General features: G+C 56.4%; 13 protein-coding genes. 4 read left to right on the top strand and 9 right to left on the bottom strand.

The window, feature by feature from the left end:
- Positions 1-690 precede the first annotated feature (690 nt).
- The 3 genes from INT33_RS17605 (at position 691) to catA (ending at position 3194) form a co-directional block, all read left to right on the top strand.
- Positions 691-1809 carry a muconate/chloromuconate family cycloisomerase gene (locus INT33_RS17605; protein ID WP_193092606.1) on the top strand — a complete coding sequence of 373 codons (1119 nt, stop codon included), beginning with the start codon at positions 691-693 and terminating at the stop codon, positions 1807-1809.
- A gap of 56 nt (positions 1810-1865) precedes the next feature.
- On the top strand, positions 1866-2156 hold the full coding sequence (catC, locus tag INT33_RS17600; protein WP_193092605.1) for a muconolactone Delta-isomerase: 291 nt from the start codon (positions 1866-1868) through the stop codon (positions 2154-2156).
- Positions 2157-2222: 66 nt separating this feature from the next.
- Complete coding sequence (catA, locus tag INT33_RS17595; protein ID WP_193092604.1) at positions 2223-3194, top strand: catechol 1,2-dioxygenase; 972 nt, start codon at positions 2223-2225, stop codon at positions 3192-3194.
- A gap of 111 nt (positions 3195-3305) precedes the next feature.
- On the opposite strand, the gene INT33_RS17590 is transcribed toward catA, so the two are convergent.
- From INT33_RS17590 to glyA, 8 genes are all read right to left on the bottom strand, one after another.
- On the bottom strand, positions 3306-4208 hold the full coding sequence (locus INT33_RS17590) for a LysR family transcriptional regulator (protein ID WP_193092603.1): 903 nt from the start codon (positions 4206-4208) through the stop codon (positions 3306-3308).
- A gap of 315 nt (positions 4209-4523) precedes the next feature.
- On the bottom strand, positions 4524-5906 hold the full coding sequence (locus tag INT33_RS17585; protein WP_193092602.1) for an L-serine ammonia-lyase: 1383 nt from the start codon (positions 5904-5906) through the stop codon (positions 4524-4526).
- Positions 5907-6060: 154 nt separating this feature from the next.
- Positions 6061-6927: a formyltetrahydrofolate deformylase gene (purU, locus tag INT33_RS17580; RefSeq protein WP_193092601.1), complete on the bottom strand. Its 867-nt coding sequence runs from the start codon at positions 6925-6927 to the stop codon at positions 6061-6063.
- 66 nt (positions 6928-6993) lie between these two features.
- On the bottom strand, positions 6994-7626 hold the full coding sequence (locus INT33_RS17575) for a sarcosine oxidase subunit gamma (protein ID WP_193092600.1): 633 nt from the start codon (positions 7624-7626) through the stop codon (positions 6994-6996).
- On the bottom strand, positions 7619-10660 hold the full coding sequence (locus tag INT33_RS17570; protein ID WP_193092599.1) for a sarcosine oxidase subunit alpha family protein: 3042 nt from the start codon (positions 10658-10660) through the stop codon (positions 7619-7621). Before INT33_RS17570 ends, INT33_RS17575 begins: the two co-directional genes overlap by 8 nt.
- A complete protein-coding gene (locus INT33_RS17565; RefSeq protein WP_193092598.1) occupies positions 10657-11046 on the bottom strand; it encodes a sarcosine oxidase subunit delta in 390 nt (129 codons plus the stop codon). Before INT33_RS17565 ends, INT33_RS17570 begins: the two co-directional genes overlap by 4 nt.
- Positions 11047-11058: 12 nt before the next feature.
- Positions 11059-12309 (bottom strand): sarcosine oxidase subunit beta family protein, encoded by a 1251-nt coding sequence (locus tag INT33_RS17560; RefSeq protein WP_193092597.1) that lies wholly within the window; start codon positions 12307-12309, stop codon positions 11059-11061.
- Between the two features lie 46 nt (positions 12310-12355).
- The gene (gene glyA, locus INT33_RS17555) at positions 12356-13687 is read right to left on the bottom strand and encodes a serine hydroxymethyltransferase (protein WP_193092596.1); all 1332 of its coding nucleotides are present in this window, start codon (positions 13685-13687) and stop codon (positions 12356-12358) included.
- 401 nt (positions 13688-14088) lie between these two features.
- On the opposite strand from glyA, the gene fdhA reads away from it, so the two are divergent.
- Positions 14089-15276, top strand: a complete 1188-nt coding sequence (gene fdhA / locus INT33_RS17550; protein WP_193092595.1) for a formaldehyde dehydrogenase, glutathione-independent — start codon at positions 14089-14091, stop codon at positions 15274-15276.
- Between the two features lie 164 nt (positions 15277-15440).
- On the opposite strand, the gene INT33_RS17545 is transcribed toward fdhA, so the two are convergent.
- Positions 15441-16547: a hybrid-cluster NAD(P)-dependent oxidoreductase gene (locus INT33_RS17545; protein WP_193092594.1), complete on the bottom strand. Its 1107-nt coding sequence runs from the start codon at positions 16545-16547 to the stop codon at positions 15441-15443.
- Positions 16548-16680 lie beyond the last annotated feature (133 nt).

Genomic DNA, 16680 nt, shown 5'->3' with positions numbered 1-16680 from the left:
TTAAGATGTACCAATAGGTTTTTAATAGCATGGCGGCCTGGGTGCGGTACTTGCTGAGGTGCTATGAGAAATCCGGGCTAGGCATAACCCATACTCCTTATTGTTGTTTAAAAAACACCTCAGCACTTTTTTATATTGCTAAATTTACCAAGGCTGCCCTCTCTCACTTATCATTTTTCTAACTATATCTCCATAGGGTTTCACTGCAAACCCACTTTCTTTTATTGATTCCTGGGCCAAGCTAGCGCACTCCATTGTTCTGGTCAACAAAACCGGACACATTAATTTGTTAGGGCGTGTCCTCATTTCATTTTAAACCAAATAAAGGTGCACGCCTGGTAAACCATAGGATTTTCAGGTCTAAATACATCTTAATAGTTAGTAGTAGGTGCTTTTCTGCATGAAAGATGATTATTTTCCAATTCGTTATGCTGCTTAATTCTTAGGAATAACTAAGTTGACTAATATTTATTTTTAAGTCACTGGTGAGTAATAAAAAAATAATTTTTTGACAGGATTTACAACTAATAAATGAATAAGCAATGGCTTATGAAAGCTAAAACTGTCGAGCTAATCACTCTCTGGCGATACCTTCTCGGTATGGTAAGGAACTTAAAAAATATTGGTCCCTTTGACTAACGCCCATCAAACTAATATTTAGTTATTTGATTGCTAGACGCCGGAGCTGCTATGTCAACCGTCATCCAACATATTGAGACGCTATTGGTCGATTTGCCGACCATCCGGCCTCACAAACTTTCTATGACCACTATGGCCTGCCAAACCATGGTCATAGTGCGCATGCGTCACTCTGACGGTATTGAGGGACTCGGCGAAGGCACTACCATTGGTGGTCTCGCCTATGGTCCTGAAAGCCCGGAAAGCATTAAGTGCAATATTGATACCTATCTGGCGCCTCTGCTTATAGGCCAACCTTCCAGTAATGTTCACCAACTTCGTTCCCGGCTTAATCGATACGCACGCGGCAATATGATAGCCAAGTCTGCGTTAGAGACGGCTTTATTAGATGCCCAGGGTAAGCGTCTTGGGTTGAGTGTTGCCGAACTGCTTGGTGGTGTACGGCAAGAGCATTTGTCCGTGCTATGGACGTTGGCCAGCGGCGATACCAGCAAGGATATCGATGAGGCACTGCTGCGTTTAGAGCAGCGTCGCCACTGCGACTTCAAACTCAAAATTGGGGCCAATCCGGTCGATCAGGATGTACGCCATGTTGCGGCAATAAAAGAGGCACTGGGTGACCGGGCCAGCGTTCGCGTTGATGTTAACCAAGCATGGGACGAATCCACGGCGGTGCAGGGTATTCAAGCACTACAGGATGCTGGTATTGAGTTGATTGAACAGCCCATTCATGCCCGCGAACATACTGGTCTTGTGCGCTTGGCTAACCGTTTCAACGTACCGATGTTAGCCGATGAAGGCGTACAGGACGCTCGAGATGGTCTAGATCTTATTTGCGGCGGCTTTAGCGGAGCCTTCGCTCTGAAACTTGCTAAATCAGGCGGGCTTCATGGCGCACTGGAGCTGGCCCACGTCGCTCAGGCTGCGGGAATTGGCTTATATGGTGGCACTCTGCTGGAGGGTACCATCGGGACGGCTGCCTCGCTACACGCTTGGGCAACACTCCCGAAAATGGCTTGGGGAACTGAAATGTTCGGCCCATTGTTGCTGAAAGATGACATTGTCGTTGAGCCTCTCAACTATACCGAGTTTGGGGTGAAGTTGCCCCAAGGAGCGGGGCTGGGCATCAGTCTGGATGAAGATAAGCTGGCTTACTATTTACGTAAATAAGAGCTAAGCAAATAAAACCAATGTTTTGCTCGCCCGCGATCTAAGAGGAGAGATTTATGCTGTTTCATGTAGAGATGACCGTTAAATTGCCCACCGATATGCCTGTAGAGCAAGCGACAAGGATTAAGGCGACCGAAAAGGCGTACTCACAAGACTTACAGCACCAAGGTAAATGGCGCCACTTATGGCGGATAGCAGGTAGCTACTCGAACATCAGTATTTTTGACGTCAAAGATAACGCCGAGCTACAAGAATTGGTAAGCAACCTACCGCTGTTTCCCTACATGGAGATCAACGTTAAGCCACTGTGCCGCCATCCGTCTTCGGTTCGCGAGAACGACAGCTAGTAACCTTTATAGAACATTAGTGCTTGCTCATAAAACAACTGCTTATAACAATCTGAGGATTTTATTATGACCGTGAAGATATTCGACACTCCCAACGTTCAGGACTTCATCAAGACTGTGGCTGGCTTTGACCAGACAGGCGGCAATGACCGCGCCAAGAAAATTGTCCATCGTCTGGTCGGCGACCTGTTCAAACTAATCGATGATTTCGACGTTACTGAAGAGGAGTACTGGGCGGCGGTTAACCTGCTTAATGCTCTGGGTAGCCAGACCCAGTTCGGCCTGCTGTCGCCTGGGCTTGGTTTTGATCACTTTCTTGACATGCGTCAGGACGCCATTGATGCTGAAGCCAAGCGCGTCGGCGGCACGCCCCGTACCATTGAAGGCCCGCTGTATGTGGCAGGCGCACCAGAAGCAGAAGGCTTCGCAAGGATGGACGACGAAGAGACCGAAGGTGAGACCATGTGGCTCACTGGTCAGGTCCGTGACGTCGACGGTACACCGATTGCCGGTGCCAAGGTTGAGATCTGGCATGCCAACGACAAGGGCGGCTACTCCTTCTTTGATCCAAGTCAAAGCGAGTACAACCTGCGCCGCACCATCTATACCGACAGTAAAGGCTACTACACGGCGCGCAGTATCATTCCGTCAGGCTATGGTGTACCGGAAGGCGCTCCCACGGATGTAGTGCTCAAATCGCTTGGCCGCCATGGCGAACGCCCCGCACATATCCACTACTTCGTCTCAGCGCCGGGCCATCAGCATCTGACCACTCAGATCAACCTCGCGGGCGACCCCTACACCTTTGACGACTTTGCTTTCGCCACTCGAGAAGAGCTGGTCATCCCTGCCGAACGAATCGACGACGCCACCGAGATCAACAAGCGAGATCTGGACGGCCCGTTCTCCCATGTTGTATTTGACGTTGAACTTTCGCCGACCGATGCGCTTGACCTACAGGCGCGCCACGCCCGCCCGAGGGCCAAAGAGAATGAACAGGATCTTGCCAGCCAACTCGCAGGCACGGCCAAAGTCTGATTGGCTTGGTGGTTTACCGGTAGCAGAGCCATAAGAGAGTGAGAAACTATGCCAAGGATGGCATTCTAGGTAAGCGCGGCTAATAATCAACCTTGCATTGAATTTCAACGGCTATGGGTAGCGTCCCATAAGTCGTTCATCAATAAGTGAATTTAAAATGGCAGTCGCCTCCTTCATAAGATTTGAAGGCTTATCATCCCGACGACGACTACAGACAACAGGTGAGGTAATTGTCTTATCGGCCAGGACTGCATAAGAAATACCATCTCGTTGCACACGCTTGACCTCTTCGGGTACCAATGTAATACCGATGCCTGAGGCAACAAGGCTTAACGCCGTCTGTACCTCGTTCGCTTCCTGTACTACCTCGACCTTTAGGCCTTGACGGCGGAAAATGCCCAGTACCATGTCCGCCAAACTAGGGCGCGGTTTTGCGGGGAAAAGGATGAGCGGATAGCGGGCCAGCTCTTCGCACGTTGGGGCTGTACCCTCTAAGGGATGACCGCTAGGAAGTGCTGCAATCATAGGTTCATCAAAAAGAATTTCTTGTTCGACGTCAGGATCATCAATGCGTAGTCGTCCAAAACCCATATCGATACGGCCTGCTTTAAGCGCCTGAATCTGTTGTACAGTCGTCAGCTCTGCTAATGAGATTTCGACGTTTTCTATTTGACGCAAGTCGCGTACCAGCATTGGAAGCTGCCCATAAAAAATAGAGGGCACAAAACCAATCCCAAATAATGCTCGCTTGCTGCGTGCCATATGGCGTGTTGCATCAATGGTTACGTCAACTTTCTCTAAAATTTCTAGAGCGTGCTGCTGAAAAAACACACCAGAAGGCGTTAGGCGTAAGCCTCTTGAGCTTCGCTCAAACAGTTCGGCACCCACTTCCTGCTCTAGTTGCTTAATTTGGCGCGATAGAGGCGGCTGCGACATGTGCAATCTTTCAGCAGCACAGGTGAAATTAAGCTCTTCGGCCACAACGCAAAAGTATCTAAGGTGACGTAGCTCCATAATGCCTCCAAGGTATGAGCGACAACTTAACACTACCTTTATGAACTTAGCTGTTGCCAAGCCAGTAACTGGGGCATTTTTCAGCCAATCGTTTAGGCATTGTAATAAAGTCTTATACCCTATCAGTATTCAAACGACGAACTGGCTACGACTTTAGTCAAAGTAAAGGTAAAGCATATAGGCAGGCTGGTCTTGAGAACGGGACCTGAGAGAGCCGGGAGATATTAGGCGCTGGACGTGACGCTCAATGCTGATGCCTAAAAGCCACAATGCGACTTGGCACATTGTGGCGTGTAACGTGGCTAAAGCGCTGCGCTAACACTCAATCGCATTAACCGCCAAACCACCCTTGGACGTTTCCTTGTACTTGTCCAGCATGTCTTTGCCGGTATCACGCATGGTGCGGATAACTTTATCTAAAGAGATAAAGTGGGTGCCGTCGCCGCGCAGGGCCATTTGGGCGGCGTTGATCGCCTTGACGGTGGCAATCGCGTTGCGCTCGATGCAGGGCACCTGAACCAGCCCGCCTACTGGGTCGCAGGTCAAACCAAGGTTGTGTTCAAGACCTATTTCAGCGGCGTTTTCGACCTGCTCGGGCGTGGCGCCCATCACTTCCGCCAAGCCTGCGGCGGCCATGGCGCACGCTGAGCCCACCTCGCCCTGGCAGCCCACTTCGGCGCCGGAGATGGACGCATTTTTCTTGCACAGAATACCGATGGCACCGGCGGCAAGCAGGAAGTCCACCACATTGCGGTCATTGGCACCCGCCTGGAACTTCATGTAGTAGTGCAGCACGGCGGGAATAATACCCGCCGCCCCGTTGGTCGGGGCCGTGACCATGCGCCCGCCCGCGGCGTTCTCTTCGTTCACCGCCAGGGCAAAGATATTGACCCACTCCATGGCGGAAAAGGTCGTGGCGATCAGGCAGTCGTTCTGCTCGGCCGCCTGCAAGCGCTGATGCAGCTGCCTTGCCCGGCGTTTGACGTTAAGCCCACCGGGCAGCACGCCTTCGTGGGTCAGACCGTTATCGATGCACTCGCACATGGCCTGCCAGATGCGCCACAGCTCGTCTCTCACTTCCTGCTCGCCGCGCCAAGTTTTCTCGTTCTCCATCATCAGGCGGCTGATGCTCATGCCTTCGCGCTTACAGATGGCGAGTAGTTCTTCGGCGGAGTTGAAGTCGAAGGGGATCTCTGCAGTGTCCATGTCTTCAAGCTTGGCATCTACCTGGTTTTGGTCAACCACAAAACCGCCGCCTACCGAGTAGTACGTGTTGGCGGTCAGCAGGCTGCCATCTTCGGCAAAGGCGCAAAGTTTCATGGCGTTCGGGTGATGGGGCAGGCTCTCTTCATGAAAGATAATGTCCTGGTCCCATTCAAACGTGACATCTTTCTGGCGGCCCAGCGATAGGCAACGCGTCTCTTTCAACGCCGCAATCGTGGTGTTGATAATCGAAGGATCGATGGTGTCCGGGCGTTCGCCCAACAAGCCCATGATAATGGCATGGTCGGTTCCATGGCCGATGCCCGTGGCGGAAAGCGAGCCATACAGATGCACTTCCAGGCGGCTCACCTGGTCGAGCAACTGGCTATCGCGCAGAACGGCCGAAAACTTGAAGGCCGCCATCATGGGGCCGACCGTGTGTGAGCTGGAGGGGCCGACGCCAATTTTGAAAAGGTCGAAGACACTAATAGGCATGGAAGACCTCTGAATGGGAAATAAAAAGTCGACTCACCCAACGTTGGACAGGGGAATCGCGAATTAATGCCGCGTAACCTGGCCCTGGCGTCGATTAATGAGCAGACTTGATGATTGTTCTGTGGATGAAAGGAGTAGTGTTAAGCAAGCGTGGCTAGTTGCCAAATACCACCGTGCGCCCATTGTGCAGAAAGACTCGCCGCTCAAGGTGATAGCCAATAGCGCGGGCGAGCGTCAGACACTCTATATCGCGCCCTTTGGCGACCAGGTCCTCAGGGTAGTGTGCATGATCAACTGGCTCCACCCCTTGAGCAATAATCGGCCCCTCGTCCAAGTCGTTATTAATGTAGTGCGCCGTAGCGCCTACCAGCTTAACGCCTTTTTCGTAGGCCTGGTGGTAGGGCTTGGCACCTTTGAAGCCCGGTAGTAGTGAGTGGTGAATGTTGATGGCTCGCCCGCTCAAAAGCTCGCACATGCTCGGTGACAATACCTGCATGTAGCGCGCCAGAATTACTAGCTCCGCCCCGGTATTCTCAATAATATCGAGTACCTGGGACTCCTGCTCGGTCTTGGTCTCGGGCGTGATAGGCAGATGATAGTAAGGCAGATCATGCCAGCTCGCTAAGGGCTCAAGATCCGGGTGATTGGAGATGATCGCCTTGATATCCAGTGACAGTTGCCCGGTACGGTAGCGATAGAGCAGGTCGTTTAAGCAGTGATCTGCCTTGGATACCAGAATGACCGCACCCGTGCGCTTGGCGGGAGGGGTCAGTTCAAACGTCATGCCGAAATCGGTGGCGCGCGGCAGAAAATTCTCCTGAAACGCCTGCTCATCAAACGCTTCTCGCTCGGGACGAAACTCCGCTCGAATAAAAAAGCGTTCACCCAACCGATCATCAAATGAGCTCAGCTCGGTGATATAGCAGTGCTGCTCTTTTAAAAAGCGGGTCACCACATCGACCGTGCCCAGAATGCTGGGGCATTGGGCGGCAAGTATCCAGGTATCCGTCATTCGGCTCATGGCGCTTCTCTTTCATCAGCTTGATCAGCAGTCAGGGCAGGCCGGTGGTGCCGGCCTGCCGGCTTATTATTGTGTGTCGATGCCATATTCCGCCGAGGCGTCGAGCAGCCAACGGTAGCAGTAGTCGGCAAAGCTGCGCCGCACGACCAGCTCCCAGTGCGCCTCGGAAGGGCGACGCAGGACAACGGTGGCCTTGGCAAACACCGTGGTCACGCCCTTGCCGACCGGGAAGGCATTAGGGTGCACATCGTAGGACGTCGACTTCATCAGCACATCGCGGGCGTTAGCGCCGCTAAGCGTCAATACTGTCTGGCCGCCGCTGGCGTTGACGATGCTGAAGTGAGCGTCTCCCAGCGCCTCGCGCAGCGCGCGTTCAAGCTTGAACTCTTCGCCGCCCGGCACAATCACCAGCCACTCGTCGGGTGAGAGCCACTGGATGGAGCGCTCGCCGCTATCGTCGTGCTCCAATGCATTGGGCTTGGCCGGTAGGCTCATACCCAGCGTGGCGCGAACCGCTTCATCCAACACGATGGCCCCGCCACGCAGCACCAGGTGGCCCATTAGCGCTTTTTCGCGCAGAGCAACGCCTGCCTGACCGTTAGCGCGGGGCGCCGGGTGCTGCTGGTAGCTCCATGTCATTGGAGATTCGACCTGCGGGTTGCCGTCTGGCACGGTATTAAACTCGCATACATTAGACATGCTGGCGCTCTCCTTTCGGGTCGATAAACACAGGGCTTACGATTTCAGCTTCATGCACCGTGCCATCGGTCATGGGGATATAGACGGTCTGGCCCATTCTCTCGTGGCCACCCATCACCACGGCTAGGGCGAAGCCGTGTTTGAGCGAGGCGCTGTAGTAGCTCGACGTGACGTGGCCCTTCATGTCCATGGGAATCGACTGCTTGCCGTCGAAGACGATCTGCGCGCCTTCCTCCAGCACTACGCTTGGGTCTTTCGGTTTCAAGCCGACAAACTGCTTGCGGTCCTTGCGCCGGGTATCGGGACGCGACAAGGCCCGCTTGCCGACCCAGGGGAAAGGCTTGTCGTAGCCGATCGCCCACTGCATGCCGAGATCTTCCGGAGTCACCGAACCGTCGGTATCCTGGCCGACAATGATCAGGCCTTTTTCGGCGCGCAGCACGTGCATGGTCTCGGTGCCGTAGGGCGTCAAGTTGTACTTCTCGCCGTGCTCGAAGAGCTTCTTCCACACGTGCATGGCGTAATTGGCCTGCACGTTGATCTCAAACGCCAGCTCACCGGTGAACGAGATGCGGAAGATGCGCGCCGGTACCTCGGCGACTGTGGCATCGCGCCAGTCCATGAACTTGAAGTTCTCTTTATCAAGATCCAGGTCGGTCAGCTCGGATAAAAGCTTACGCGCGTCTGGGCCGGTCACGGTCATGGTTGCCCAGTGGTCGGTTACTGAGTTGAAGTAAACCTGAAGCTCCGGCCACTCGGTCTGGTGCCACAACTCCAGCCACTCGAGCACGCCTGCCGCGCCGCCCGTGGTGGTGGTCATCAGAAAGTGGTTATTACCCAGGCAGCTGGTGGTTCCATCGTCCATCAGCATGCCATCGTCTTTGCACATCAGGCCGTAGCGCACACGACCGATGTCCAGCTTGGCCCATTTGTTGGTATAGATGCGACCCAGGAACTCACGGGCATCCGGACCCTGGATGTCGATCTTGCCAAGCGTCGATGCGTCGAGAATGCCCACGCCTTCGCGCACCGCCAAGCACTCGCGGTTGACCGCATCCAACATGGTTTCCTTTTTACCGTTAACCGTGCGCGGGAAATACCACGGGCGTTTCCACTGGCCAACATCCTCGAACTCGGCACCATTCTCAACGTGCCACTGATGCAGCGCGGTGTAGCGTTCAGGATCAAACAGCTCGCCGCAGTGACGGCCAACGATGGCGCCAAAGGTCACCGGCGTGTAGTTCGGCCGGAACACGGTGGTGCCCACTTCGGGAATCGAGCGTTTCAGACAGCGTGCGGCAATCGCCATACCGTTGATGTTGCCAAGCTTCCCCTGGTCGGTACCAAAGCCCAGCGCGGTGTAGCGCTTGACGTGCTCAATGGATTCAAAGCCTTCGCGGGTGGCCACTTCAATACCCGCGGCGGTGACATCGTTTTGCAGGTCAACAAACTGCTTGGGCGCGCGAAGGGCACTCTTTTCATGAGGCACCTGGTAGAGCGCGCAGGCCGGGGTGTCGCGCCGCGCTCGCGTGGCGGGCAGTGCGATATCCTGAGCATCGTTAAAGCCGCTCTCCAACGCGGCCTGACGGCCAGCGCGAGCGCCATCGGCCAGCGTCTCGCCAAGGGCGTAATAGCCGGCTACGCCGCCTGCCGACTGCATGTCTTTGATCTTGCCGGGTACAAAGCCTAGCAGCTCGTCATTCCATAGCGGCCGCGTACCAGTGTGCGATGACAGGTGAACCACCGGGCTATAGCCGCCGGAGGTAGCGATGGTATCGCACTCAAGCTCTTCGGCTTTCCCGGTCACCACGAAACGCTCAAGATCGATGGCCGAGATACGCGCCCCGGTGACGCGCTGATTGCCGCGCGCTTCAATGACGGCACTGCCTGTAATCACGCGAATACCGCTGTCGCGGGCCTGGCGGACCAAGTCACCGTCCGGGTTGGCGCGGGCATCGACGATTGCCACGACGGTGCGTCCGGCTTCTTTCCAGTCAAGTGCGGCGCGATAAGCGTGGTCGTTGCTCGTAGAAAGCACCAGGCTGTTGCCAGGCACTACCGCATAGCGACGAATGTAGTTGGAAACGGCACCTGCGAGCATGTTGCCGGGTAAGTCGTTGTTGGCATATACCAGCGGACGCTCATGGGTGCCGCTGGCCAGTACTACCTGGGCGGCGCGCACGCGATGCAAGCGTGCCCGCGATTCACCGGGGAAACCTGCCTCACGGGCGGTATCGGCCAAGTGTTCGGTACGCCGTTCGTGCAGGGTAACAAAGTTGTGATCGTGATAGCCGTTGGCCGTGGTGCGTGGCAGCAGCGTCACGGTTTCCATGCCGGCAAGCTCGCTGAGCGTCTGCTCAACCCAGCGTACGGCGGAAACGCCATTCAGGGTTTCGCGGCTATCCAACAGTGAGCCGCCCATCTCTTCCTGCTCGTCGCACAGGATCACGCGGGCACCGGCACGCGCTGCGCTAAGCGCGGCGGCAAGTCCCGCCGGGCCTGCGCCGATCACCATCACATCGCAGTGATGATGCATGTGATCGTAGATATCCGGATCGGATTCGGTCGGCGCACGGCCCAAGCCTGCGCCCATGCGGATGTACTTCTCATAAGTCATCCACATTGAGGCAGGAGCCATGAAAGTCTTGTAGTAGAACCCCGGCGGCATGAAACCACCACCCAGACGGCCTACCCAGCTCATTACGTCACGCTGAACGTTGGGCCAGCCGTTGGTGCTGCGTGCCACCAAGCCGTTATACAGGCCTTGCTGGGTAGCGCGGACGTTGGGCACCTGGGTGTCATCACGGGCGCCCAGCTGAACCACGGCGTTGGGCTCTTCGGCGCCAGCCGCGACAATGCCGCGAGCGCGCGAATACTTGAAGCTGCGGTTGACGATATTGACGCCGTTGGCGAGCAGCGCCGAGGCCAGCGTGTCGCCCTTGAAACCTTGATAGCGTTGACCGTTGAAGGTGAACTCAAGCACCTGCGAGCGATCGACACGCCCGCCTGCCGTAATACGATTGGACTGGGTCATGACGAGGCCTCCTCGTTCAGTGCTTTGTTTTCAGGCCGGGTGCCCACGGTCTGCCAGCCGCCATCGGCCACCTGGACGCCTTGTTCGTGGCGAACATCGGGCGTTGCCGCCGTGATGGTCGGCTGCTCGCCCATCGGGTAGGTTTCAAGAATTTCGTAGGTCACCGTGTTGCGGGTGATATTGAAAAACTTGCGACAGCCCACCGAGTGCACCCACATTTCGTGGTGAATGCCGCGCGGGTTGTTGCGGAAGAACAGGTAGTCACCCCACTCCTCGTCGCTAGTGTTATCCGGGTCGGAAGGGCGCATCAGGTGGGCCTGGCCGCGAGCGTGGAACTCCTCTTCCTCGCGGTGCTCCTTGCAGTAGGGGCAGAAGATATAAAACATGATGGGCTCTCCTCAGTGCGCCACGCCAGCGGCGCCGTGTTCATCGATCAGCGCACCGGTATGGAAACGGTCGATGGAAAAAGGCGCAGCGATGGGATGCATTTCACCCTTGGCCAGGCTCGCGGCAAAAACATGCCCGGAACCGGGGGTCGCCTTGAAGCCGCCGGTGCCCCAGCCGCAGTTGAAATACAGACCCTTGACCTTCGTCTTGGATAGAATCGGGCAGGCGTCCGGGCAGGTATCCACAATGCCGCCCCATTGGCGGTTCATGCGCACTCGGGAGAACATTGGGAACATCTCGACGATGGCCTGCAGGGTGTGCTCGATGGTCGGGTAGCTGCCGCGCTGGCCGTAACCCAGGTAGCCGTCAATACCCGCCCCGATGACCAGGTCGCCCTTGTCGGACTGGCTGATGTAGCCGTGAACGTGGTTGGACATGGTGACGGTGTTGAGAATCGGCTTGAGCGGCTCGGATACCAGCGCCTGCAAAGGGTGCGACTCCAGCGGCAACTTGATACCCGCCATGTTGGCCAGCACGCCGGAATTACCCGCTGCGACACAGCCCACTGTATTGGCTTCAATATCGCCGCGGTTGGTGTGCACGCCCAGTATCTTGCCGTCGCGAATCTTGAAGCCGGTGACCTCGGTGTTCTGCAAAAGATCGACCCCCAGCGCGTCCGCACCCCGGGCAAAGCCCCAGGCGACGGCGTCGTGGCGCGCTACACCCGCGCTCTTCTGCCAGGAGGCACCCATGATCGGGTAGCGGGCGCGATTGGAAATATCCAGCTCAGGCTCGATCTCCTTGATCTGTTTCGGGGTGACCACTTCGCTGTCGATACCGTTCAGGCGATTAGCGTGAACGCGGCGCTGAATGTCGCGCATATCCTGCAGGGTGTGGCCCAGGTTGAGCACGCCGCGCTGGGAGAACATCACGTTATAGTTTAGATCCTGGGAAAGGCCCTTCCACAGATCCAGCGAGTGGTTGTAAAGCCGTCCCGCTTCGTCCCACAGGTAGTTGGAACGCACGATGGTGGTATTACGTGCGGTGTTGCCGCCGCCCAGCCAGCCTTTTTCGACCACGGCGACATTCTTGACGCCGAACTCTTTCGCCAGGTAATAAGCAGTGGCTAGCCCATGGCCGCCACCACCCACGATGATGACGTCGTAGCGCTTCTTGGGTTCAGGGTTGCGCCACTGGCGCTCCCAGTTTTCGTGATGCCCAAGCGCATGTTTGACCAGTCCGAAGCCGGAATAACGTTGCATAGAGTTTCTCCTTGATCGGCTCCGTGGAGCCGGCTGGCGGCTATCGTCAGGCGACTGAGGCTGCGCTATCGACCACTTGCTCACTCGTGGTTTGGGCTTGGCCATACACCGGGTAGTGGGCGCACAGATCGGCAACGTTGTCGCGTACCTGGTTTTCTACGTCAGTGGTGTCCTGCTGATCGGCCAGTACGTCGAGAATGTCGCAAATCCAGCCAGCCAGATGCTCGCAGTCCGCTTCGACCATCCCACGGGTGGTTACCGCTGGCGTGCCGATGCGCAAGCCCGATGTAACGAAGGGGCTTTGCGGATCGTTGGGCACGCTGTTCTTGTTGACCGTGATATGCGCACGCCCAAGGGCCGCGTCGGCATCTTTACCGGTAATGCCCTGCTTGATCAGCGACACCAGGAACAGGTGGTCGTCGGTACCGCCGGACACCACATCAAAACCACGCTCAACGAAGACGCGGGCCATGGTCTGGGCGTTAGCGATCACCTGGCGTTGATAGTTGACGAACTCCTGGTTCATGGCTTCCTTGAACGCTACCGCTTTGGCTGCGATCACATGCATCAGCGGGCCGCCCTGCTGGCCGGGGAATACCGCGCCGTTGAGCTTCTTGTAGAGCGTCTCGTCACCATCGGCGGAGAGAATCAGGCCGCCGCGCGGGCCGCGCAGCGTCTTGTGGGTCGTGGTGGTTACCACGTGGGCGTGGGGCAGTGGGCTCGGATACAGGCCTGCGGCCACAAGGCCTGCCACGTGGGCCATGTCGACCATCAGATAGGCGCCCACTTCATCGGCAATAGTGCGGAAACGGCGCCAGTCGACCACGCGGGAATAGGCCGAGAAACCGGCAATGATCATTTTCGGCTTATGCTCACGCGCCAGCCGCTCGACTTCGTCGTAGTCGATTTCGCCAGTGCCTTCGACCAAGCCGTACTGGATAGCGTTGTAGTGCTTGCCCGAGAAGTTCGGCGCTGCGCCGTGAGTCAGATGGCCACCGTGAGCCAGACTCATGCCCAAAATGGTGTCGCCAGGGCTAACCAGCGCCATGAAAACGGCCGCGTTGGCCTGGGCGCCGGAGTGGGGCTGCACGTTGGCGTAGTTGGCGCCAAACAGACTGCAGGCCCGCTCGATAGCAAGCTGCTCGACCTTGTCGACGAACTCACAGCCGCCGTAATAGCGCTTGCCGGGGTAGCCTTCAGCGTACTTGTTGGTCAGCTGGGTGCCTTGGGCTTCCATGACCAGCTTGCTGGTGTAGTTCTCGGAGGCGATCAGTTCGATATGGGCTTCCTGGCGCGCTGTCTCTTCAGCAATTGCCGAGGCAAGGGCCGTGTCGTAGTCGGCCAGGCGGGCTTTGGGAGAAAAATTGTTATGAGCCATCTGGGTCTCCAGGCTAGTCGCTTTGTTCGGTCTGGGAGTCTGTTAGCGTCGGTAATCGCATCACCATCAACGCTATCCTGCCGCGATAGTATCGTTGGCCTTGCCCCCCAAGATGCTTGCCCACGTCACCGCTCGGCGTATTTGCGACATCGGCATGAATTTTTTATGGGGCGTTATAAGACGTCGCCTATCTATTGTTCGACGTCGTTTATGAGTAATTGCGGGTAGGCCGGGTGCGTCATGCTGCGGCAACAGGTTGATGTTTTTAGTTGGCCTGCTGATCAAGAAGCGCTTCTCGCAGGCGCTTCAAATACGCCAGCTCGATTCAAAAATAATGATGCCAGCGCAGTTATTGAGAACGTCTTCGAGACTGCGTCAGCGCCCAGAAGAGAGGATTCCGCATGTCCAACAATCGTGGTGTTGTTTATATCGGTGACGGTAAGGTCGAAGTTCAGGATATCGCCTACCCAAAAATGGAAACGCCCCATGGCAAGCCCATTGATCACGGCGTCATCTTGAAAGTGGTGTCCACGAATATCTGCGGCTCTGACCAGCACATGGTGCGCGGGCGGACCACTGCACCCACCGGTATGGTGCTGGGGCACGAGATTACTGGCGAGGTAATCGAGAAGGGCAAGGGCGTCGAATTTCTAAGTATTGGCGACATCGTGTCAGTGCCTTTCAATGTGGCCTGCGGCCGCTGCCGTACCTGCAAAGAAGGCCATACAGGCCTTTGCCTGCACGTCAACGATGACCGCGCGGGCGGTGCCTACGGGTATGTCGATATGGGCGGCTGGGTAGGCGGGCAGGCGCACTACGTCATGGTGCCCTACGCCGACTTCAATCTGCTCAAGTTCCCGGATCGCGACCAAGCCATGACCCAGATCCGCGATTTGACCATGTTGAGCGATATTCTCCCGACCGGTTTCCACGGCGCTTTAAAAGCGGGCGTTGGCGCAGGCTCCACGGTGTACGTTGCCGGTGCAGGTCCGGTGGGGCTGGCCGCGGCGGCCTCGGCACGCCTGCTAGGCGCGGCGGTAGTCATGATCGGTGACTTCAATCAGGCGCGCCTGGAGCACGCCCGCAAGATGGGCTTTGTGCCGATTGATCTGAGCAAGCATGATCGCCTGGGTGAAATGATCGCTGCGGTGGTGGGCGAGCCCAGCGTGGATAGCGCCATCGATGCGGTCGGTTTTGAAGCGATCGGGCATGGTGGCAAAGAACAACCCGCAGTGGTGCTTAACCAGATGATGGAAGTCACCCGCGAAGGCGGCTCCATCGGTATTCCGGGGCTTTACGTGACCGAAGACCCGGGTGCGACCGAAAAAGCTGCGCAAACCGGAAGCCTCAGCCTGCGCTTTGGTCAAGGCTGGGCCAAGGGACTCTCTTTCCATACCGGCCAGACGCCAGTAGTGCAGTACAACCGACAGCTGATGCAGGCCATCCTGCACGGGCGCTTGAACATCGCCGAGATCGTCAACGCCCAAGTTATCTCGCTTGAAGATGCGCCAACGGGCTACGAGCAGTTCGATGCGGGCGTGGCCAGCAAGTTTGTCCTCGATCCTCATGGATTGCTGGGCGCTGCCTGATTAAGCACTAAAACGCGCGGGTAACAGACGTTAATAACGCTCATGGCTCCGGGCCATGAGCGTTTTTTATGTCCGTTTATGGTGAATTTAAAGCATAAAAAAACGGATACCGAGCCAGGTTGGTATCCGTCTCTTGGCAGGCTTTGCCCCTTTGGCTTGTCGTGCTAGAAATCCACCACTAGATTGCCTTTCGGTTTGCTGCAGCAGGACAGGATGTAGCCCTCTTCGATATCTTCGTCGGTAATCCCGCCGTTGTGTTCCATTTCCACCTCACCGGACTTCAGCTCCACCCGGCAGGTACCGCAGATGCCCATACCACATGCCTTGGGGATATGCAGGCCAAGTTTGGCCGCTGCCGCGTGTACTGTCTCGCCTGGCTGAATACGCACGCTTTTATTTGACTGGGCGAATTCAATGTTGATCAGTTCTTCGGACTCGGCCTGTTCGGCTTCAACTTCAGCCTGCTCGGCAAGCTCCAGAACGTCTTCCTGGACATCCATTGGCGTCGCGCCAAACGACTCCTCATGGTAGTGAGCCATGTCGTAGTTGTTGGCGCGCAAGATCGCCTTGATGGCGTTCATATAGGGCGTCGGGCCACAGCAGAATATTTCCCGTTCGAGAAAATCCGGGGCCATGAGTTCGAGCATGGGCTGGGTCAGATAACCGCGGTAACCGGCCCACGCCTCGCCGATATCGTCTTTCTTCTCGCACACGATATGCAGTTTGAACTCGGGGATACGCGAGAACATGTGCACCAGTTCTCGGTGATAGATAACGTCACGCGGCGCCCGGGCGCTGTGAATAAATTCAACATCCACATTGGCATTAGTGTCAAAGAACCAGCGGGTCATCGACATCAGCGGGGTAATGCCCACGCCGCCGGACAGAAACAGTACCTTGTCGGCAGGAAAGTCGATGGAGTTGAAGTTACCCACCGGGCCATGCACCACCAGCTCGTCGCCCACCTTGAGGTTGGCGTGCAGCCAGTTGGAGACATAGCCGCCCGGCACCTGCTTGACCGTGATTGAAAAGCTGTAAGGCACGGAGGGAGAGCTTGAAATCGTATAGGAGCGCATGATCGGCTGGTTATCGATTTCAAGCTCCAGCGTCACAAACTGGCCCGGCTTGAAGAAGAACATTACCGGCTGTTCAGCCATAAAGCAGAACGTGCGAACGTCCCAGGTTTCCTGAATGATCTTGACGCACCGCACATGGTGGCGGCCGTTGGTCCAGGTCTGGGTCGTGACGGGATTAAAGAAGTTCATTGTCATCGTCGTCTCAATGTGGCCGTGCTATCGCGTTGCCTTCACCGGCCCGTCCTGTCTGCACGGTCCAGCACCATTAACCTGCATTCTGGGTACGCGCTTTATGGCCAGCTTGCCTGTTAGCGACACACACTTACCT

It is taken from the genome of Halomonas colorata, from assembly GCF_014897985.1.
Lineage (GTDB): Bacteria > Pseudomonadota > Gammaproteobacteria > Pseudomonadales > Halomonadaceae > Vreelandella > Vreelandella colorata.
This window is presented reverse-complemented; position numbering and strand designations above follow the sequence as displayed.